20 protein-coding genes and 4 tRNA genes are annotated in these 21,870 nt (G+C 25.5%); 14 read left to right on the top strand and 10 right to left on the bottom strand.

Annotated elements, in window-relative coordinates; genetic code table 11:
• Positions 1-200: 200 nt before the first annotated feature.
• Both D9V77_RS03055 and der read left to right on the top strand, forming a co-directional pair.
• The gene (locus D9V77_RS03055) at positions 201-782 is read left to right on the top strand and encodes a YfgM family protein (protein ID WP_158338948.1); all 582 of its coding nucleotides are present in this window, start codon (positions 201-203) and stop codon (positions 780-782) included.
• A 93-nt stretch (positions 783-875) separates the two neighbouring features.
• Complete coding sequence (gene der, locus D9V77_RS03050) at positions 876-2,231, top strand: ribosome biogenesis GTPase Der (protein ID WP_158338946.1); 1,356 nt, start codon at positions 876-878, stop codon at positions 2,229-2,231.
• On the opposite strand, the gene fdx is transcribed toward der, so the two are convergent.
• From fdx to D9V77_RS03025, 5 genes are all read right to left on the bottom strand, one after another.
• Positions 2,228-2,563: an ISC system 2Fe-2S type ferredoxin gene (gene fdx, locus D9V77_RS03045; protein ID WP_158338997.1), complete on the bottom strand. Its 336-nt coding sequence runs from the start codon at positions 2,561-2,563 to the stop codon at positions 2,228-2,230. The two genes, der and fdx, sit on opposite strands and share 4 nt — an antisense overlap.
• Positions 2,563-4,395, bottom strand: a complete 1,833-nt coding sequence (gene hscA, locus D9V77_RS03040; protein WP_158338944.1) for a Fe-S protein assembly chaperone HscA — start codon at positions 4,393-4,395, stop codon at positions 2,563-2,565. Before hscA ends, fdx begins: the two co-directional genes overlap by 1 nt.
• An 11-nt stretch (positions 4,396-4,406) precedes the next feature.
• Positions 4,407-4,931, bottom strand: a complete 525-nt coding sequence (gene hscB / locus D9V77_RS03035) for a Fe-S protein assembly co-chaperone HscB (protein WP_158338942.1) — start codon at positions 4,929-4,931, stop codon at positions 4,407-4,409.
• A gap of 96 nt (positions 4,932-5,027) precedes the next feature.
• Positions 5,028-5,408, bottom strand: coding sequence for a Fe-S cluster assembly scaffold IscU (gene iscU, locus D9V77_RS03030; protein WP_158338940.1), 381 nt, complete (start codon positions 5,406-5,408; stop codon positions 5,028-5,030).
• Positions 5,409-5,439: 31 nt separating this feature from the next.
• Entirely contained in the window at positions 5,440-6,654 is a 1,215-nt protein-coding gene (locus D9V77_RS03025) for an IscS subfamily cysteine desulfurase (RefSeq protein WP_158338938.1), read from the bottom strand.
• A 170-nt stretch (positions 6,655-6,824) separates the two neighbouring features.
• On the opposite strand from D9V77_RS03025, the gene D9V77_RS03020 reads away from it, so the two are divergent.
• From D9V77_RS03020 to D9V77_RS02980, 9 genes are all read left to right on the top strand, one after another.
• Positions 6,825-6,901, top strand: a tRNA-Trp gene (locus tag D9V77_RS03020).
• 233 nt (positions 6,902-7,134) lie between these two features.
• Positions 7,135-8,988 (top strand): dihydroxy-acid dehydratase, encoded by a 1,854-nt coding sequence (gene ilvD / locus D9V77_RS03015; RefSeq protein WP_158338936.1) that lies wholly within the window; start codon positions 7,135-7,137, stop codon positions 8,986-8,988.
• A 55-nt stretch (positions 8,989-9,043) separates the two neighbouring features.
• On the top strand, positions 9,044-10,516 hold the full coding sequence (ilvC, locus tag D9V77_RS03010) for a ketol-acid reductoisomerase (protein WP_158338934.1): 1,473 nt from the start codon (positions 9,044-9,046) through the stop codon (positions 10,514-10,516).
• Between the two features lie 59 nt (positions 10,517-10,575).
• Complete coding sequence (gene rep, locus D9V77_RS03005) at positions 10,576-12,588, top strand: DNA helicase Rep (protein WP_158338932.1); 2,013 nt, start codon at positions 10,576-10,578, stop codon at positions 12,586-12,588.
• A gap of 128 nt (positions 12,589-12,716) precedes the next feature.
• Positions 12,717-13,058: a thioredoxin TrxA gene (gene trxA, locus D9V77_RS03000; RefSeq protein ID WP_158338930.1), complete on the top strand. Its 342-nt coding sequence runs from the start codon at positions 12,717-12,719 to the stop codon at positions 13,056-13,058.
• A 113-nt stretch (positions 13,059-13,171) separates the two neighbouring features.
• Positions 13,172-14,431, top strand: coding sequence for a transcription termination factor Rho (gene rho / locus D9V77_RS02995; RefSeq protein WP_158338928.1), 1,260 nt, complete (start codon positions 13,172-13,174; stop codon positions 14,429-14,431).
• Positions 14,432-14,638: 207 nt separating this feature from the next.
• A tRNA-Arg gene (locus tag D9V77_RS02990) sits at positions 14,639-14,712 on the top strand.
• 32 nt (positions 14,713-14,744) lie between these two features.
• A tRNA-His gene (locus tag D9V77_RS02985) sits at positions 14,745-14,820 on the top strand.
• Positions 14,821-14,847: 27 nt separating this feature from the next.
• Positions 14,848-14,924: transfer RNA gene (locus tag D9V77_RS02980), tRNA-Pro, on the top strand.
• Positions 14,925-14,929: 5 nt separating this feature from the next.
• Here D9V77_RS02980 and D9V77_RS02975 read toward each other — a convergent pair.
• The 4 genes from D9V77_RS02975 to cyaY all read right to left on the bottom strand — a co-directional run bounded on the left by D9V77_RS02975 (position 14,930) and on the right by cyaY (position 17,105).
• The gene (locus tag D9V77_RS02975; RefSeq protein WP_302053670.1) at positions 14,930-15,337 is read right to left on the bottom strand and encodes a uroporphyrinogen-III synthase; all 408 of its coding nucleotides are present in this window, start codon (positions 15,335-15,337) and stop codon (positions 14,930-14,932) included.
• Between the two features lie 16 nt (positions 15,338-15,353).
• Positions 15,354-15,686: a uroporphyrinogen-III synthase gene (locus D9V77_RS02970; RefSeq protein WP_158338924.1), complete on the bottom strand. Its 333-nt coding sequence runs from the start codon at positions 15,684-15,686 to the stop codon at positions 15,354-15,356.
• On the bottom strand, positions 15,683-16,627 hold the full coding sequence (gene hemC, locus D9V77_RS02965; protein ID WP_158338995.1) for a hydroxymethylbilane synthase: 945 nt from the start codon (positions 16,625-16,627) through the stop codon (positions 15,683-15,685). The genes D9V77_RS02970 and hemC overlap by 4 nt, the downstream gene beginning before the upstream one ends.
• 127 nt (positions 16,628-16,754) lie before the next feature.
• Positions 16,755-17,105: an iron donor protein CyaY gene (cyaY, locus tag D9V77_RS02960; RefSeq protein ID WP_158338922.1), complete on the bottom strand. Its 351-nt coding sequence runs from the start codon at positions 17,103-17,105 to the stop codon at positions 16,755-16,757.
• Between the two features lie 174 nt (positions 17,106-17,279).
• Between cyaY and dapF the strand changes: the two genes are divergently transcribed.
• The 3 genes from dapF (at position 17,280) to D9V77_RS02945 (ending at position 20,992) form a co-directional block, all read left to right on the top strand.
• The gene (gene dapF, locus D9V77_RS02955; RefSeq protein ID WP_158338920.1) at positions 17,280-18,134 is read left to right on the top strand and encodes a diaminopimelate epimerase; all 855 of its coding nucleotides are present in this window, start codon (positions 17,280-17,282) and stop codon (positions 18,132-18,134) included.
• 31 nt (positions 18,135-18,165) lie between these two features.
• On the top strand, positions 18,166-19,383 hold the full coding sequence (locus D9V77_RS02950; protein WP_158338918.1) for an MFS transporter: 1,218 nt from the start codon (positions 18,166-18,168) through the stop codon (positions 19,381-19,383).
• 154 nt (positions 19,384-19,537) lie between these two features.
• Positions 19,538-20,992 carry an inorganic phosphate transporter gene (locus tag D9V77_RS02945; RefSeq protein ID WP_158338916.1) on the top strand — a complete coding sequence of 485 codons (1,455 nt, stop codon included), beginning with the start codon at positions 19,538-19,540 and terminating at the stop codon, positions 20,990-20,992.
• A 64-nt stretch (positions 20,993-21,056) separates the two neighbouring features.
• Here D9V77_RS02945 and D9V77_RS02940 read toward each other — a convergent pair whose 3' ends face one another.
• Positions 21,057-21,797 (bottom strand): class I SAM-dependent methyltransferase, encoded by a 741-nt coding sequence (locus D9V77_RS02940; RefSeq protein WP_158338913.1) that lies wholly within the window; start codon positions 21,795-21,797, stop codon positions 21,057-21,059.
• Positions 21,798-21,870 lie beyond the last annotated feature (73 nt).

The following is a 21,870-nucleotide window of genomic DNA, read 5'->3' as shown; positions in this document are numbered from 1 at the left end:
CTTATTCCATTAACTAACTGTGTACAATCAGTGATTTTCATACGTATAACTTTTATATATGTTATTATTTTATACTAAATTAAACGAAATATTTTTTATTATAAAATTCTTATTGCATTCATGATCAAAAAAAACATATCTGATTGAGAATTAATTTTTTAAATTAAAAATATAATCACTTAAATTTAATAGAGATGAAAATGTTTAACACATCAAAAAAAAACATTATTTTATTTGTTCTATTTATTTTTTTTATTAGTCTTATTTTATTCTTTTGGCAACACACATTTAAAGTTCAAGAGAAAAACTTAAATACATTAAAATATGAAAAAATTATAAAAAAAATTAATATAAAAAACCCTAAAAATTTAAAAAAAATAGAAAAATTTATTATTCAAAATAACAATATTTTTGGAACTTTAACCGCTTTATCTCTAGCTAAAAAATATGTTTTATATAATGATTTAGATAAAGCATTTATTCAATTAGACAACAGTTTAAAATATACAAAAGATGAAAATTTAAAAAATATTTTAAAATTAAATATGGCAAAAATACAAATACAAAAACATAAAAATAAAGAAGCAATGAATATTCTTAAAACTATTCATAACCATAGTTGGGATAATATAATTGAAAACATGAAAGGTGATATTTTTATGAATATTAACAATCCAAAAGAAGCAATAAAATTTTGGAATAAAAGTTTATTAAACGAAAGTTCTAATGCATCTAGAGAAATTATTAATATGAAAATCAATGAACTAAAAGAAAAAAAATAACTTTTTCAAAATTAAAATAAATGCAATATAAAAAAATAATATTAAGCCTATCTTCTAATATAAAATTATTAAAAATAAGAGTGTGTATTTAACATGATACCTATTGTTGTATTAATCGGCCGCACTAACGTGGGAAAATCTACTTTATTTAATGTATTAACAAAAACCAGGGATGCACTAGTAGCTAATTATCCAGGAATTACTAGAGATAGACAGTACGGATATTGTGAATTACAATTGAATCAAAAAATAATTCTAATTGACACAGCGGGTTTAGATATTCACTTAAATGAAATAGAAAAAAAAGCACATAAACAAACTTTAATAGCTATAAAAGAATCGCATTTAATTTTATTTGTAGTAGATGCTCATGATGGATTAATGCCACAAGAATATGAAATCTCTAAGAACATAAGAATATATCAAAAAAAGACTATTCTAATTGTTAATAAAATAGATGGCATTAATCAAAATGATAAAATTAACGAATTTTATTCATTAGGAATTGAAAAAATACAAAAAATTTCCGCTAGTCATAATCAAGGAATAAATACTCTTATTATAAAGCATTTGATTCCATGGGTGAATATTCAATTTAAAAAAGAAATAGAAAATCAAGCAAACATAAACTTTAACAAATCATCAATAAAAGTAGCTTTTATCGGTCGACCAAATGTTGGAAAATCGACTTTAATAAATGGAATTTTAAAAGAAGATAGAATGATCACATGTAACATACCAGGTACAACATTAGATAGTGTGTCAATACCTATTAGATATAATCACGAAAATTATACCTTAATTGATACCGCGGGAGCATCTAAAAAAAATAAAAAAATTAATAATTTTGAAAAATTTTCAGTAATTAAAACATTGCAAACTATTGAAAAATCAAATGTAATATTATTAATAATAGATGCAAGTCTTCAGGTATGTCATCAAGATTTATCATTATCTGAATTTATAATAAACTCCGGAAAGGGAATTATTATAGTCATAAATAAATGTGATTTATTAAGCCAATTAGAACTAAAAAAAATAAAAGAATCCATAAAAAATCAATTGAAATTTCTTTCTTTTTCAAGAATACATTTTATATCAGCACTCTATAAAAAAGGAATATTTCAAATATTTAGATCTATTAATGAATCTTATAACGAATCAAAAAGAAAAATTAGTACATCAATACTTACCAAAACTATGCATATAGCAATTAAAAAACATCAACCGCCAATTGTAAAAGGACGTCGAATAAAATTAAAATATGCACATTTAGGTAGTTCTAATCCACCTAAAATTATTATACATGGCAATCAAGTTCGATATTTATCTTCACCTTATAAGCGATATTTAATAAATTTTTTTTATAATATTCTAAAAATAAAAGGTACTGCTATTCAAATACAGTTTAAAGATAATATAAACCCTTATATTAAAAATAAAAACTAGCAATCTGTAATATAATTTAGACTATATAAGGGAATTTCTACTTCAATATCAGATGACCCAATAACAGCTTGGCAACTCAAACGACTTTCAGATTCGAGACCCCAAGCTTTATCTAAAATATCATCTTCTTTTTCAGACCATCCTGAAAGAGACGAAAATCCTTTTCTTACAATACAATGACATGTACTACAAGCACATGATTGTTCACATGCATGTTCTAATTTAACATTGTTTCGGAGGGCAACAGATAATATTGTTTCTCCTTCATCCGCTTCAAATACACCACCTTTTGGTAGTATAATTTTATGAGGTAAAAATAAAACTTTAGGCATCATATGTTCTCTTTTAAAATGTTTTTAATAGAAGAATAATTAATAGTATTTTTAAATTGTAATGAAAATAAATTTTTACTCGCCTCATCCAATTTTTTTAGATTAATTTTCATAGAAAAAAAATCATCTTTTTTAATAGATTCTTGTAACTTTTTTTGTATTTCTTTTATTTTGATTAGTTCTTTTTTGGTAATTAATTTTTTATCTTTTTTTAAAGATGTATTTAAAATTTCTAAAACACGAATAGATTCCATTTTTTTTTCTTCTATAGCCCTAAAATAGTAATCATCTTTAGAATATTTTAAGGAATCTTTTAAAATTTTAGAAACATTAGTATTTTTTAATATAATATTATTATCAATTGTAATATTTTTTTCTTTATTACTGTATTTTTCTAAAACTTTTACATTAATTAATCCATTTGTATCAACTTGAAATGTAACTAAAATTCTTACTAAACCAGCTTTTTGTGGTTGAATGTCTTTTAAGACAAAATAAGATAATGAGATACATTCTTTTACTAATTCTCTTTCTCCTTGTAGAATATGTATAAGAATAGATGTTTGATTGTCTTTATAAGTTGTAAATTCCATTGTTTTTGAAGTGGGAACTGAAGTATTTCGGGAAATAATTTTTTCTACAAAACCACCCATAACTTCAATACCTAATGAAAGCGGTATTACATCTAATAATATTGTTTTATTTTTAACATTTTCGGTATTAACAAGCATATTAACATGCATTGCTGCACCTATTGCTACAACCTGATCAGGATTAATAGAATTTAGGGGAATTTTTTTGAAAAATTTTGAAACTTCTAAATAAACTAATGGAACACGAGTAGATCCTCCGACCATAATTACTTCTTCAATTTTTTCAAATGATAAATTAATTTCTTGAATAAGATTAGAACAAATTAATAAAGTTTTTTTAACATAAGATATGATAATTAAATCAAATTCATCGCGAGTAATATATCCTTTCCAATTAAAAAAATGAACTTCAACTTTTTTATATTTTGTTAATTTTAATTTTGTTGATTTAGCGACTTCGATCAAGGAAGATTGAAAAAATTCATCACATTTATTTAATACGTTTGATTTTTTATAAATATATTTTGCTAAAGCATAATCAAAATCGTCTCCACCTAAATTAGAATCTCCACTGGTAGCTAATACTTCAAAAATACCTTTATTTAAATGCAATATAGAAATATCAAATGTACCACCTCCTAAATCATAAATAATAACGATCCCTTTTTTTTGTTTTTGCAAGCCGTATGCTAAAGCCGCTGCTGTAGGTTCATTTAACAATCTTATTAAATTAATTTTAGCTAAAAGAGCCGCTTTTTTAGTTTCTTTTTTCTGAAGATCATTAAAATATGCTGGAACAGTAATAATACTTGCATCTATTTCTTGATTAAACAAAAAAACGGCTCTTTTCTTTAAAAATTTTAATATATGGCTTGAAACATCAACTGGAGTAACTTTACCAAAATTTGTATGAAAAAAAATCCCTTCATTTGTATCTTTTTCTATAAGATATGGTACAAACGGAAGTTTTTTTTTGACAAAATCAATAGAACGACCTAAAAAACGTTTTGCAGAACTAATAGTATTACAAGGATCTTTAATAATTTTTTCTAAAGCTTCCCAACCTACAAGCATCTCATTTTTTTTATAATGAACAACTGATGGTAATAAATAACGTTTTTTCTGATCTGGCAATAAAATTATATTGTCTTTTCTTATTGTGGCTACTAAAGAATAAGTAGTTCCAAGATCAATCCCTAACAATAATTTTTTATTATTTTTTTTTTTAAAAAAAATCATGTAAAATTATCCTAATTTATTTGTCTTAAATAAGTATTATATGCTTTCTTTAAATTGTCTTGTAATTTTTCAAAAAAAGATAGCTTTGCAATTAGTTTAATAATTTTGTCATGTTTTTTTTTTTCAAATTCCATTTCAACTATATTTTTACAGTTCAAAATTTTTTTTTCTATTTTATTCTCAAAATTGTTTAATTGTATTTTATCAAAATTATTTTTTTTTAAATTATCTAATTCTTCATGTAAAGAAAAATATTTTATTAAAAAATCGTTATTTTGTAATAAAACACTTTCTTTTTTTGTTTTTATACCATTTAAAAAAAGTAAATATATTGCTCTACTTGAAAAATCTTTTAAGGTTTTATAACCTTTATTGATTTCTATTGATTTTTCTAAAATTATCTTTCTTTTCAATTTAGAATCGTTTATAAATAAATCAGGATGAAATTTTAATTGTAATTTATAAAAGTTTTCAGAAAGTAATTTTTTATTAATTTTAAATTCTTCTGGTACATTAAATAGTCTAAAATAATTCATAAATCACCTACATCAAATAAAATAATAATAAAATATCAAAAATAGTATGTTGAAAGAAGACATTCTTTCAACACCAAATAAAATTGTATAGTTAACTTATTTTGTTTTCTTTTTATAATCAGCAATAGCTGCTTTAATAGCATCTTCTGCTAAAATAGAACAATGAATCTTTACTGGAGGGAGCTCTAATTCTTCTACTATAGTAGTATTTTTAATTGATTCCGCTTCTGTGATAGATTTACCTTTAACCCATTCGGTAACTAATGAACTTGATGCTATAGCAGAACCACAACCATAAGTTTTAAAACATGCATCTTCAATAATACCCTTTTTATTAACCTTAATCTGTAATTTCATTACATCACCACAAGCAGGAGCTCCGACTAACCCACTTCCTACATTAAGATCTGAATTAGAAAAAGATCCAACATTTCGTGGATTTTCATAATGATCCATTACTTTTTTACTGTAAGCCATTTAAAATTACCTTATATTAATTATAGTTATTTTAACTATGATCCCATTCTATACTATTTAAATCAACTCCTGATTTAAACATTTCCCATAAAGGAGAGAGTTCGCGCAATCTACTAATAGATTTATGAACTAATTGTATTGTATATTGAATTTCTTCTTCTGTAGTAAATCTTCCAATTGAAAAACGTATAGAACTATGAGCTAGCTCATCCTTTATCCCTAAAGCTTTTAAAACATAAGAAGGCTCTAAACTAGCAGAAGTACAAGCAGAACCAGAAGAAACAGCTAGATCTTTAAGAGCCATTATCAGTGATTCACCTTCAATATAATTAAAACTAACATTTAATATATGAGGTACACCTTGTTGCAAATCACTATTTAAATATACTTCTTCAATATTTTTGATACCATTCCAAAGCAAATTTCTCAATTTTGTTAGATGAACAAAATCATCATGTATTTTTCTTTTTGCCAACATGAATGATTCACCCATACCTACAATTTGATGAACAGGCAAAGTTCCTGAACGCATACCTCTTTCATGCCCCCCCCCATGTATAGCAGCCAGTAATCTAACACGTGGTTTGCGGCGAACATAAAGACCTCCAATTCCCTTTGGACCATAAACTTTATGAGCAGAAAAAGACATTAAATCTACAGATAACTTTTTTAAATTAATAGGTATTTTTCCTACACTTTGTGTGGCATCGACATGAAAAAAAATACCATGATTTTTACAAATTTTTGATATACTATTAACATCTTGTATAATGCCAATTTCATTATTTACATGCATTATAGAAACAAGTATAGTATCGTTTTTTATATTTTTTTTTAAGTCATTTAAATCAATAATACCATTATTTTTAGGGGTAAGATAAGTCAATCTAAACCCTTTGTTTTCTAAATATCTACAAGTATCTAAAACAGATTTATGTTCTGTTTTACTAGTAATAATATGTTTACCTTTGTTTTGATGAAAAAAAGCAATACCTTTTATAGCTAAATTATTAGCTTCAGTAGCACCAGAAGTAAAGACAATTTCACGTGAGTCCGCCCCAATTAATTCAGATATCTGATTACGTGCAATATCAACCACTTCTTCTGCATCCCAACCAAATTTATGAGAACGCGATGCGGAATTTCCGAATATTCCATCAATTGTTAAATAATTCATCATTTTTTTTGCAACTTCAAATTCTACTGGTGTAGTTGCTGCATAATCTAAATAAATTGGATTTTTCATAATAAATATTCACCTTCAAATAACATTGAGAGAAGATATATTCTATCATTTTAATAAAATTTTAGATCTAAAAATTACTAAAATTTAGTTTTTTGAAATTTCTAAAATACATGCTAGACTTTTACCATTATTAATAATATAATATTATTTAATAATATTTTATAATTATTAGGGGTGTAGTTCAATTTGGTAGAGCATCGGTCTCCAAAACCGAAAGTTGTAGGTTCAAATCCTTCCACCCCTGCCAAAATTTCACCAATTGAAAATCTTTTAATAACGACCTTTTTTTCAAATATTAAAAAATAGATCAATATCACTATTATATAATTCCTCCTAATTCTTAAAAGAACTTTCTCAAAAAAAATATTTCATATAAAAATTTTCATTGCAATTAAAACAAGAACTTATTAAAAAAGTTTTTATAATTAATTTATTTTAAACAATTATTTTAAATAATCATTGTTTTTGGAGTTTTCTAAAATGCCTAAATATCGTTCTTTTACAACTACTCATGGTAGAAATATGTCTGGGGCAAGATCATTATGGCGTGCTACAGGAATGACTGATGAAGATTTTAAAAAACCAATTATTGCAGTAGTTAACTCTTTTTCTCAATTTGTCCCAGGACATATTCACTTGCAGGAAGTTGGAAAATTAATCTCGGAAGAAATTCAAAAATTTGGAGGTGTCGCAAAAGAGTTTAACACTATTGCAATTGATGATGGAATAGCCATGGGACATTCTGGAATGCTATATTCTTTACCATCACGTGAATTAATTGCAGATTCGATTGAATATGTAATTAATGCGCACTGTGCTGACGCAATGATTTGCGTGTCAAATTGTGATAAAATAACTCCAGGTATGCTTATGGCAGCATTACGTTTAAACATACCATCAGTTTTTGTTTCCGGTGGTCCTATGGAAGCAGGTAAAATTAAAAAAAATGATAAAATAATCAAAATTGATCTAGTTGATGCTATTGTTCATGGAGGAAAATCTAAAAAATCCGATGATTTTCTTAAAGATATCGAATATTCAGCATGTCCTACTTGTGGTTCTTGTTCAGGTATGTTTACAGCTAATTCCATGAATTGTTTAACAGAAGCAATTGGTTTTGCTTTGCCTGGAAACGGTACGTTATTAGCTACTCATGTTGACCGTAAAAATTTATTTATAAAATCAGCTCAAACGATAGTTAATATTACCGAAGAATACTACAAAAGAAACAATGAAAATATTTTGCCTAGAAAAATTGCTACTAAAGAATCTTTTGAAAATGCAATGATATTAGATATTGCTATGGGAGGTTCCACTAATACTATTTTGCATTTATTAGCAGCAGCTCAAGAAGCACAAGTAGATTTTAAAATGTCTGATATTAATAAACTATCTAAAAAAATACCTCATATTTGCAAAGTAGCACCAAGTACTTCATTGTATCATGTAGAAGATGTTCATCGTGCTGGTGGTGTTATGGCAATCTTAGGAGAATTAAATCGTTCTAATTTATTACATAAAAAAACTAAAAATATTTTACAGCTAAATTTAGATGAAACATTAGATGAATATGATATTTTATCTACAAAAAATCTTGATATAATAAATATGTTTAAAGCAGGACCAGGTGGAATACGCACAACAAAAGCATATTCTCAAGATTTTAGATGGTCAACATTAGATCGTGATCGTAAAAAAGGCTGTATTCGTTCCTGTGAATATGCTTATAGTGAAGATGGAGGTTTAGCTGTTTTATATGGAAATTTAGCAAAAAATGGTTGTATAATCAAAACTGCTGGAATAGATAAAAAAAACTATGTTTTTTCTGGTATTGCTCGAGTATATGAAAGTCAAGAAGAAGCAGCAACTGCTATTTTAAATAAAAACATTACTGCTGGTCAAGTGATCGTTATTCGCTATGAAGGACCTAAAGGAGGTCCAGGAATGCAAGAAATGTTATATCCTACTACATATTTAAAATCAATGGATTTAGATAAAACATGTGCATTAATTACTGATGGTAGATTCTCAGGAGGTACATCAGGAATTTCTATAGGACATATCTCGCCTGAAGCTGCAGATAAAGGTATGATTGCTTTAGTAAAAAATGGTGATATTATTGATATCAATATTCCTAAGAGAACTATTCACTTAAATATAACAGAAAAAGAACTTTCTTATCGAATTTTTAAAGAAGAATCAAAAGGATCATTAGCTTATAAACCCTACAATCGTAAAAGACATATTTCTTCTGCTTTAAAAGTATATGCTTTCTTTTCAACTAGTGCGGATAAAGGGGCTGTTAGAGATTATAAAAAAATATCTAACATCTAAAAAAAATAGTATTAAATTAAAAAAATAAAGTTTTAAAAATATAGGAATATTTGTCATGAATTATTTTAATACATTAACTTTTAGTCAAAAAATTAATCAAATAAATAAATGTCGTTTTATGCAAAAAGAAGAATTTAATAAAAAAAATGATATTTTAAAAAATAAAAACATAGTTATTTTAGGTTGTGGTGCTCAAGGTTTAAATCAAGGATTGAATATGAGAGATGCAGGATTACATGTTTCTTATGCATTAAAAAAAAATAGCATTCTAAACAAAAATCAATCTTGGATGAATGCTGTCAATAATAATTTTAAAGTAGATGATTATGAATCATTAATACCACATGCTGATTTAGTAATTAATTTAACTCCTGATAAACAACATCATAATGTTATACAAAAGTTACAAAAGTTAATGAAAAAAAATTCTTTTTTAGGTTATTCTCATGGTTTTAATATTGTTGAATTTGGAGAAAAAATAAGAGCAGATATTACTGTTATCATGGTTGCACCAAAATGCCCAGGAACAGAAGTAAGAGAAGAATATAAACGAGGATTTGGGGTTCCTACATTAATTGCTGTTCATCATGAAAATGATATTCAAAAAATAGGTTTAGATATTGCGAAAGCATGGGCTTTTTCTATTGGAGGACATCGTGCAGGTGTTCTTGAGTCATCATTTGTTGCAGAAGTAAAATCAGATTTAATGGGTGAACAAACAATTTTATGTGGGATACTGCAAACGGCATCATTATTATGCTATGAAAAATTAATTACAGAAAAGCATAATCCAGCATACGCCGCAAAATTAATACAATATGGATGGGAGACTATTACAGAATCTCTGAAACATGGTGGTATTACCTTAATGATGGATCGATTATCTAATACATCAAAAATAAGAGCTTATAAACTTTCTGAAAAAATTAAAAAAATATTATCACCACTATTTCAAAAACATATGGATGATATTATCTCAGGAGAATTTTCTGATGAAATGATGAAAGACTGGGAAAATAATGATAAAAAATTACTAAATTGGAGATATGATACAAAAAACACATCTTTTGAAAAAGCGCCTTTGTATGATGATATAATACCAGAACAAGAATATTATGATCATGGGATATTAATGGTGGCAATATTAAAATCTGGTATCGAATTATCTTTTGAAAAGATGATTGACGCAGGTATTTTGGAAGAATCAGCGTACTATGAATCTTTACATGAACTTCCATTAATTGCCAATACTATTGCAAGAAAAAAACTATATGAAATGAATAAAGTTATTTCAGATACTGCTGAATATGGAAGTTATCTTTTTTCAGAAACGGCATATCCTATTTTAAAAAAATTTATATCAACACTTGAAACAAGTGATCTTGGTTATTCATTATCTTGTAAACCCGTTGATAATATTAAATTATATAAAATAAATCAAAATATCCAAAATCATCCAATAGAAATTATTGGACGTAAACTAAGAAATTATATGAAAAAAATGAAAGCAATTGCAGTTGCAAAATAGAAATGTATAATTTTTTATATATCACGTAATATAATTCATTAATTGAAACTTAATACTTTATGCATCTAAATAGTGCTCAAAAAAATGCTATCGAACTTACTAATGGTCCCTGTTTAATATTAGCAGGGGCTGGTTCTGGAAAAACAAAAGTAATTGTTAATAAAATAATTTATTTAATTAATAATTGCAAATATAATCCTTATAATATCGCAGCAGTGACTTTTACTAATAAAGCTGCTTATGAAATGAGAATTCGTCTTTCAGAATATTTAAATACTTCTAAAATAAAAAAAATAATTATTTCAACTTTTCATTCATTAGGATTAGAAATTATTAAAAAAGAAATTGATACATTAAATTTTAATAGTAATTTCACTCTAATAGATGAAACAGATCAAAAAATTTTATTAAAAAAAATATGCAAAAAAGAAATTAGCAATAATGTTCAATCGTTAAAAAAATTGAAATTTATGATTTCTTTTTGGAAAAATAAGTTTCTCAGCCCTTCTAAAGTTCAATCGCTCATTAAGTGTTCTGAAGATGAAGATTTTGCATATATTTATAAAAAATATAAAAATTATCTTTATGAATTTAATATGTTAGATTTTGATGATTTGATTTGTATACCTACGCTTTTATTAAAAAATAACAAAATAATAAAAACACGTTGGCAAAAAAAAATATCTTATTTGTTAGTAGATGAATATCAAGATACTAATAATAGTCAGTATGAATTAATTAAAATGCTTACTAACACTAACTCTAGTTTCACATTAGTTGGAGATGATGATCAATCTATTTATTCATGGAGAGGAGCTAATCCTCAAAACATTTTTTTGTTAAAAAAAGATTTTCCTAATTTGAAAGTTATAACTATGGAGCATAATTATCGATCTTCAGGCAGAATATTAAAAGTCGCCAATGCTCTCATCTCTAATAACACACATTATTTACAAAAAAAATTATTTTCTAAACTTCAATATGGAAATGTGATAGAAATTTTAATAGGTCAAAGTGAAGAAGATGAAGCAGAAAAAATAGTTAAAAAAATTATTTCGCAATATTCTTTAAAAAACATTCGATATAAAGATTGTGCTATTTTGTATAGAGGTAATTATCAATCTCGAATTCTTGAAAAAGTTTTAATAAAAGAAAACATACCATATAATATTTCTGAAAAAGCATCATTTTTTTCTCGTCCTGAAATTAAAGATCTATTAAGTTATCTTCGTGTTATTATTAATCCAGATGATAATCATGCATTTATGAAGATCATCAATATTCCTTCTCGTCAAATAGGTTTAGTTACATTAAAAAAATTAGAAGAATGGGCTAATAAAAAAAATAAAAGTCTTTTTCAAGCTAGTAATGATGTTGAAATAAAAAATTTTCTTAAAGCAAAAACTATAGATAATATAAAAAAATTTATTTGTAAAATAAAAAAATTTACTGAATGGTCTTATTCAAAACCATCTAATATTTTAGATGACATTATTTATGATCTTGAGTATGAAAAGTGGTTGTCTAAAATTTTAAAAGAATCTAATAAAATTAAAAATAGTATAAATAATATTCATACTTTATCAAAATGGTTTAAAAACATGCTTAAAGGAGATGATTTTGAAAAACCAATGACTCTTTCACAAATTGTTACAAGAATGACAATTCGCGATATTGCAGAAAGTAATATTACAGAAAAAAAAGAAGATCAAATACAATTAATGACCTTACATGCTTCTAAGGGATTAGAATTTTCCTCGGTATTTATTATTGGTATGTGCGAAGGAATTTTACCTAATCAAAAAAGTATTAGTAGTAATAATATCGAAGAAGAACGAAGATTAACTTATGTAGGAATAACTCGAGCAAAAAAACAATTATTTTTTACTTATTGTTGTAGACGTACTCAATATGGTCAAACATTAGATATGTTACCTAGCAGGTTTTTATTTGAATTACCAAAAGAAGATATAAAGTGGAATCAAAAAAATCTTTTAGAATCATCTACTAATAAAATCGAAGAAATTAAAATTAAAATTCATAATTTAAAAAAAAATATCAAAAAAAAATAAATAAATTTTTTAAATTTAGTTTTAAAAAATTCTTAAAAAATGATATTATGATGTTATATACTTATAAATTACAAAAAATTTAAATTTTATTTATTTAAAATTTCTTTTTACTGAGTAATCAAATCAAAATGAATAAAATAATCGAACTAACCGATCAAAATTTTAAAGAAAAAGTTTTAAACTCAAAAAGTTTTTTTTTAGTTGATTTTTGGGCTGAATGGTGCAATCCTTGCAAAATATTAGCACCTGTTTTAGAAGAAACATCTAAAGAATATTTAAATAAAATAATTTTTGGAAAATTAAATATTGAAGAAAACCCAAAAACTGCTCCATTATATTCTGTAAGAAGTATTCCTTCATTATTGTTATTTTATAACGGCGAAGTTCTTGCTACAAAAGTAGGAGCAATGTCTAAGCTACAACTCAAAGAGTTTTTAGATGAAATGCTAGCTAGTATCGTTCAAAAATAGATAATTTAAAATATTAAAAATTTAATTCTATTTAAAATTTATCAATAAATTTTAAATTTATGTCATAATTTTTATTTCGAGATATACCCCGATTTTACTAAGAACCCACCATTATGAATCTTACCGCACTTAAAAATATGCCAGTTTCTGAATTAATTACTCTTGGTGAAAAAATGGGGTTGGAAAATTTAGCGCGTATGCGTAAACAAGATATTATTTTTGCCATCCTTAAACAACACGCAAAAAGTGGAGAAGATATATTTGGAGACGGCGTTTTAGAAATATTACAAGATGGATTTGGATTTCTACGTTCTGCAGATAGTTCTTATTTAGCTGGTCCTGATGATATTTATGTTTCACCAAGTCAAATTCGCAGATTTAATTTACGTACAGGTGATACTATTGCAGGAAAAATAAGACCACCTAAAGAAGGTGAAAGATATTTTGCTTTACTTAAAGTAAACGAAGTAAATTATGATAAACCTGAAAATGCTAGAAGTAAAATATTATTTGAAAATTTAACACCACTACATGCTAATTCTAGATTAAGAATGGAACGTGGCAATGGATCAACCGAAGATTTAACGGCAAGAGTTTTAGATTTAGCATCACCTATTGGACGAGGACAACGTGGATTAATTGTTGCACCTCCAAAAGCCGGAAAAACAATATTACTTCAAAATATAGCACAAAGTATCGCTTATAATCATCCTGATTGTGTTTTAATGGTATTATTAATTGATGAAAGACCAGAAGAAGTTACAGAAATGCAAAGATTGGTCAAAGGAGAAGTAGTTGCATCTACTTTTGACGAGCCTGCATCAAGACATGTTCAAGTGGCAGAAATGGTTATTGAAAAAGCAAAACGATTAGTAGAACACAAAAAAGATGTAATTATTTTACTTGATTCAATTACTCGTTTGGCAAGAGCTTATAATACAGTAGTACCAGCCTCTGGAAAAGTTTTAACAGGAGGAGTTGATGCCAATGCTTTACATAGACCTAAAAGATTTTTTGGTGCCGCACGAAATGTAGAAGAAGGAGGAAGTTTAACGATTATTGCAACTGCTTTAGTAGATACTGGTTCTAAAATGGATGAAGTGATTTACGAAGAATTTAAAGGAACAGGAAATATGGAACTCCCATTGTCTAGAAAAATTGCAGAAAAGCGTGTATTTCCCGCTATTGACTACAATAGATCTGGAACCAGAAAAGAAGAGCTATTGACTTTGCCAGATGAACTTCAAAAAATGTGGATTCTAAGGAAAATTATTCATCCTATGAGTGAAATAGATGCAATGGAATTTTTACTTAACAAACTATCTATGACTAAAACAAATGATGAATTTTTTGACATGATGAAACGTTCATAAATTTTAAAATATTTTCAATCTTGATAAATATTAAATTGATATCTCGTAAATCTTTTGTAAAAAATTTTATTTTGTTTTTTAAAAATCAGGGTATTTAATAATAACATTCATTATATTATCTATAATAATATTTACAATATAGAAATTTTCCAAAAAAAAGCTGGACAAGAGGTGTTATTAATTTTAAAATCTAATTGTTATATTAATGCGCTCGTAGCTCATTTGGATAGAGCGCTACCTTCCGAAGGTAGAGGTGTCAGGTTCAAATCCTGTCGAGCGCACTTATTTTTTTTTATAAAAAAATTTTAAATTGGTGGCTATAGCTCAGTTGGTAGAGTGCTGGATTGTGATTCCAGTGGTCATGGGTTCAAATCCCATTAGCCACCCCAAAAAAATAAAAATTTTTAGCTTCAAAACGGCGAATAGCGCAGCTTGGTAGCGCAACTGGTTTGGGACCAGTAGGTCAGAGGTTCAAATCCTCTTTCGCCGACCAAAAAATTAACTTTTAATATTTTCTTTTTTAATTACGCTAAGAAAATATTTATTATTAGCATATTTTGAAATTATTATATTTTTCCATCCTAGTTTTTTTGCTATTATTGATAATCTTTGACCAACAACAAAAATTTTACATTTAAATAGCCATCTCTTTTGATTATTTTTATGAACAATGTTTTTTAATTGATATAAAGATTCACCACTTGCTACTACTAAAGTATTTATTTTATATGAATACCATTTTTTAATCTCTATATTAGCATCAAAAATTTTTAAAACTCTTTTATAACATTCAATCAAACAAACTTTAAAACCTTCTTTTTTTAATTTTTTTTCTATTAGTTTTCGTCCGTTTTCTCCTTGTAATAAAGTTATTCTGCTATTTTTTATTTTATCTTTATATAATATTTTTAATAATTCTTCACTATTTTCTTTTTTTGTAGGAAAAAAAATTTTTTTTTATATAGTTGTAGAGAAAAAAAGCAGTACTTTCCCCAATAGCATAATATCTTGCATGAAAAGGCCACTTTAAATTATTTTTCTTCAAATATAAATTTGTATAATAAACAGATTTTTTAGAAAAAATAAGAATAATTTTTGATTGATATAATATATTAATTTTTTTTGATAAACTAATTGAACTGGAGCTTGGACAAAAATCAAACAATGAAAAATGCCAAGAAGGTATGCCAATGCTATTTAGATCATTTGCTAACTCTTCTCCTGTAGGAGAGGGTCGTATTACTAGTATTTTCATATATAATAAAATTGTTTAACATGAAGATTGTTAAGAATATTTTTAGCTCCATTTCTAAGCAATTCATCAGCAAGTGAATATCCCATCTTTTCTCCTGTGTTATACGAACCTATTCTTTCTCCTTTTAATATTGTTTTACCGTTAGGTGAACCTACCAATCCTCTTAACCAAATTTTATTTTTTTTTAAAACAGCATAACTTCCAATCGGAATTTGACATCCCGATTCTAATTTTCTACAAAATGCTCTTTCTGCATTAATTTCAATAACAGTATTAATATGATTAAGATGAGATAAAAAAAATAGAACTTTTTTATCATGTAGTCTAGATTGAATACCAATAGCACCTTGACCACATGAAGGTAGAGATAACTCCGCAGGTATAATTTGAGTAATTCTATTTTTTAGATTTAATCTATTCAATCCTTCAGTAGCAAGAATAATTGCATCATATTTGCCTTGATCTAATTTATTTAATCGAGTCCCTATATTACCTCTTAAAGGAGAAACAATTAAATCTGGACGATACGTAATTAATTGACATTGTCTTCTTAAACTAGAAGTGCCGACTGTAGCTCCTTTAGGTAACTTATTGATTGATTCATAATTATTAGAAACTAGTGAATCTAAAGCATTTCCTCTTTTACATATACTAACTAAAGATAATTCTTTTGTGATATTTACTGGCAGATCTTTCATAGAATGAATTGCAATATCTGCTTTGTTTTCAAGTAGAGCGCGTTCTAGTTCTTTAATAAATAAACCTTTTCCTCCAATTTTTGAAAGAGATTGATTTAAAATATTATCTCCATGAGTAACAATAGGTACTAATTTTATATTCAAATCTGGATATAAAGATAGTATTTTTTTTTGAACATATTTAGTTTGTTCTAAGGCTAATGGGCTTTTTCTAGTTGCAATTCTTAGTGTTTTTTTATAGATATTAAAATTCATATTAATATAGATATATTTTTTATAATTATGTGAAATAAAAATATTTTTTTATATTAGTAAAAACGCAAAATATTATCATTTTTTTATATGTATATATTTTTTCATTAAATAAATATTATTTTTTAGAAAAAATTAAAATTTTATTAGATTGAACAGAGCATGCATTTTCAAAAATTTTCCAAAAATTTTCACCACTACGATTGCAGATCCATTGATTATTTTTATAATTAAAATGATATCCATTTTTTTTTGTAGCTAACCAGATTTGTTGTAATGATTCTTGTTTATTAATTATTATTAAACTTTTTTTGTTAAAAGTAATAGTCATGACATAATCTTGAATCTGATAATCAAGATCAATTTCATTATCATATAAATTTAAATTATCTTCTATTTTTAAAAACAAATCGTTTACTAATATATAAAAATTTTTATTTTCTTTTTGAAAAGTTATTTTTTTTTTCATAAAATAGTCCTTAATTTAAATTTTATTATAACAAATTATAAAAAATAAAAATAATCAAATTTACATAATAAATATTATCTTATTTTTTAAATTGAATAATTAACGTAATATTAAAATATTAAGACTATCAGAAAATAATATTATAAAATCATCAAATGATTATTAAGAGGCAAAATGAACTTATATTACAACAATAAAAAAAAAATACATTTTTCTAAAATGCATGGATTAGGTAATGATTTTATGGTTATTAATTGTATTAAAGAAAATTTTATTTTATCATCATTTATGATAAAAAAATTATCTAATCGATATACTGGGATTGGTTTTGATCAATTATTACTTATAGAAAAATCAACTAATGAGTTATTTGATTTTCATTACCGAATTTTTAATTCTAATGGTAATGAAGTTGAGCAATGTGGAAATGGTGCTCGATGTTTTGGTCTTTTTTTATTATTAAAAAAATTAACTAATAAAAATAAAATTTTGGTTAGTACTAAAAAAAAACATTTAATTATTGAGTTTCTACTTAAAAATAGAATTAAAGTCAATATGAATGAACCTGATTTTAAATTTTATGATTTCTCTTTACTAAAAAAAAATTCATGCAAAAATTTTTCAATAAAACTTCATAGTGAAAATTTAATCTGTGGTTTAGTGTCTATGGGCAATCCTCATTGTATTATTAAAGTAGAATGCATTAAAAATGCTCCCGTGAAAATTATTGGTAAACGTATAGCAGAAAATTCAATGTTCCCAGAAGGTATAAATGTAAGTTTTATAGAAATTATCAATAAAAATCATATTAAGTTAAGAGTATATGAACGTGATGTAGGTGAAACACAATCTTGTGGAAGTGCCGCTTGTGCTGCAGTTGCAATGGGTATCGCACAAAAATTACTCTTTAATATTGTTAAAGTTGAATTATTGGGTGGAAAATTAATTATAATGTGGAAAGGTTTTGGAACTTCTCTCTATATGATAGGACCTGCAGAACATGTTTATGATGGTTGTATATATATATAAACTATTTTCTTACTAACAAAGAGGTTATATTTTGATTTTATTAGAAAATAAAAAAGACTCGCTAAAAAAACAATATATAAAAAAAAATACAAAAAAATTTAATCAAGTGATTTTAGCTCTGTTTTCAGGTGGTTTTGCTACTTTTTCTATTTTGTATTGCGTACAATCAATTTTACCAATATTTTCTAAACAATTTTTTTTAACTCCTGCCGAAAGTAGTTTATCTCTTTCTGCAGCAACTATCACAATGGCTTTAGGAATGCTTTTTACCGGGCCTTTATCTGATGTAATTGGTAGAAAATCAATTATGTCTACTTCTTTGTTTATCGCTGCAATATTAACTATTATATGTTCAATGATGAATAGTTGGACAAGTATTGTTTTATTACGTTCATTAACTGGTTTGGCTTTAAGTGGTGTTGTAGCTGTTGCCATGACATATATTAGTGAAGAAATACATCCTAATTCCTTATCTTTTTGTATGGGTTTATATATTAGCGGAAATACTATAGGTGGTTTTTCAGGAAGGTTATTAAGCAGTATTTTAGCAGAAAAATTTTCTTGGAATATTTCATTAATGATTATTGGTTTATTCTCATTAATATCATCTTCTTTTTTTTTATATTTTTTACCTCCCTCTAAAAACTTTTCATCAATTTCTATTGATCTTAATAAATTTTTAAATCGTTTTTATTTACAATTAAAAAATCCATTATTATTTATTTTATTTGTCATAGGATTTATATTAATGGGTAGTTTTGTCACTATTTTTAATTATATTGGCTATCGTTTAATGTTAGAACCTTTTTTTCTTTGTCCATCTAGTATAGGTTTATTATCTATTATTTATTTAACTGGAGTATATAGTTCTCCTAAAGCTGGTATGTTAATTAGCAAATACCATAGAAACAATATTCTTATCGCATCATTATTTTTGATGATACTTGGTGTTTTTATTACACAATACAATCAATTATTAATAGTAATTTTAGGTTTAATAATTTTTTCTGGTGGTTTTTTTGCATCTCATTCTACTGCTAGTAGTTGGGTTGGTTCATATGCAAATATTGCTAAAATTCAGGCTACATCTTTGTATTTGTTCTTTTATTATTTAGGTTCTAGTGTGTTTGGTACATTTGGTGGTTTTTTTTGGTTTCATATGCAATGGCTTGGAATTTCTATTTTTATTATATTAATGTTATTTCTTGGAGTTTTTTTATCTTTTAAATTAAGAAGTAAAAATTGTTAAAAAAAATTTAGTAATATTTATAAAAATATTATTATATTGCTAGCTAATATATTTTTTTATAGTGTATAAAATAAAATTTATATTTTACTTTCCTCAAACATAGTTTCTCACAGATAATAAACTTAGTTCAATTCATCAAAACGGCTTAAAGATTATGCTATATTTATTTTCTTGTTCTGATTTGAATCATAGTTTATGGATTTTTTTAGCTTTATTTTTTGTTTTATTTTATGAAGCTATTAATGGTTTCCATGATACAGCGAATGCAGTATCAACTTTAATATATACTCGAGCAATATCTGCGCATATTGCAGTTATAATGTCTGGTTTTTTCAATTTTATGGGTGTTTTATTAGGAGGTTTAACTGTTGCGTATGCAATTGTTCATTTATTACCAAATGATTTATTATTAAATACTACTTCTAAAAATGCTCTTTCTATGGTTTTTTCAATGTTATTAGCAGCTATAATTTGGAACTTATTTACATGGTATTTATGTTTACCCGCATCGAGTTCACATTCTTTAATTGGAGCAATTATTGGAATAGGTTTAACAAATGCAATAGTGACAGGTTCATCTTTATTAGATGCGCTCAATATTCCTAAGATGACAAGTGTTTTTTTATCTCTTATTTTTTCTCCTATCATTGGATTAATAATAGCTGGGGGCTTAATTTTTTTACTACGATATTTTTTAAAAAACAATAAGATTTTTTATCGTATTCATATGACACCATTAGAACGAGAAAAAATAGACGGTAAAAAAATACCACCATTATTAATTAGAATAGCGCTTATTTTATCATCTATTGGAGTTAGTTATGCTCATGGTGCAAATGATGGACAAAAAGGAATTGGATTAATAATGCTTGTACTTATAGGAATTGCTCCTGCTTCTTTTTTAGTAAATTTACATGCTGATAAATATGAAATAAATTATACGAAAAAAACACTAAATAATTTAGAAGAATACTATTTAAAAAAGACTACTAACACATTAAATGAAACGAATAATTCAGTTACAAACTCTCAATTTTATGATTTTATAAAAAATATTCAAAGTACTAAATTATTATTAAAAAATATATCTAACTATAATAAACTAAGTCTTAAACAAAGATTTCAATTACGTCATTTTTTATTGTATATTTCCGAGTCAATTGACAGAACAGTGAAATCTTCTAACGTTAGTTCTAAAGAGAAATATTTTTTAATAGACAGTAAAAAAATAATACTTAAAACAATTGAATATGCACCTATGTGGATTATATTAATTGTCGCGTTATCTTTATCAATAGGAACAATGATAGGTTGGAAACGTATAGTAGTTACTATCGGTGAAAAAATAGGAAAAAAAAGAATGACATATGCACAAGCTATGTCAGCACAAATAACAGCTTCTTTTTCTATTGGAATAGCGAGTTATACAGGTATACCAGTTTCTACTACACATATACTTTCATCTTCGGTTGCAGGTACTATGTTGATTGATGGTGATGGAATTCAAATGAAAACTGTTAAAAATATAGCTTTAGCATGGATGTTAACTTTACCTGTTTCAATTTTATTATCTGGATTTTTATATTGGATGGCGCTATTTTTAATATAAATAATTAAAAGTACTTAGAAATTTTAAATAGGGGTACGTGCAAAATATATGTACTCCTGTTATTTTAAAAAGGTTGATATATATCAAAACGATGATTTCTTGTCGTAACAATAAAATTCACTTTATCTTCGGATAAAGGTTTTGCATAATTGGGGCGTTTTACAATAATTCTATTTTTTGCTAATTTTCTAGAAATATTTAATAATTTTTCAGTATTAAAATCATATCCTATTAATTTTCTAAAAATCTGCATATTTTTTTTAGGTAAAGATTTTTTATGATGAGAAGGATACATTGGATCTAAATAAATTATATCTGGTTGTGAAATAGGCATTTTAAACATATTAAAACTATCTTCTACTATTAAATGAAGTCTTTTTTTTAACCAATAACCTATTTTTTTATCTTCATACCCTCTTTGCAAACCATCTTTTAATAAAGCAGCAACTATTGGATTTCGCTCTATCATTGTAACTTGACATCCTAAAAAAGAAAACATAAAAGCATCATTACCTAAACCGGCAGTAACATCTAGTATAGAAGGAAAATAAGATTTTTTTATTCCTATAACTTTAGATAAGACTTCATTTTTTTTTTTAAAATGAAAACATCGATAATTATTTTTTTTTGAAGTAAAATCAACTTTTATAGGTTTTTGTTTCGTATTTTCACGATTATATAATTCTAATGAGTCACGATTCATTATTAAAGATATAGAAGCATTTTCATCATGTTCTAATTTAAGTAAGTTGATTAAGTTATATATTCTTTCATTATAAGACTGAAATTCTAAATATACTTTCATATTTTTTATCTTTTTTATTTTTTAAAATTAATAATTGACTTTTAGAAAAATTCAATTATAATGCAAATTAACA

Source organism: Buchnera aphidicola (Sitobion avenae), assembly GCF_005082585.1.
Taxonomy (GTDB): domain Bacteria; phylum Pseudomonadota; class Gammaproteobacteria; order Enterobacterales; family Enterobacteriaceae; genus Buchnera; species Buchnera aphidicola_Z.
This window is presented reverse-complemented; position numbering and strand designations above follow the sequence as displayed.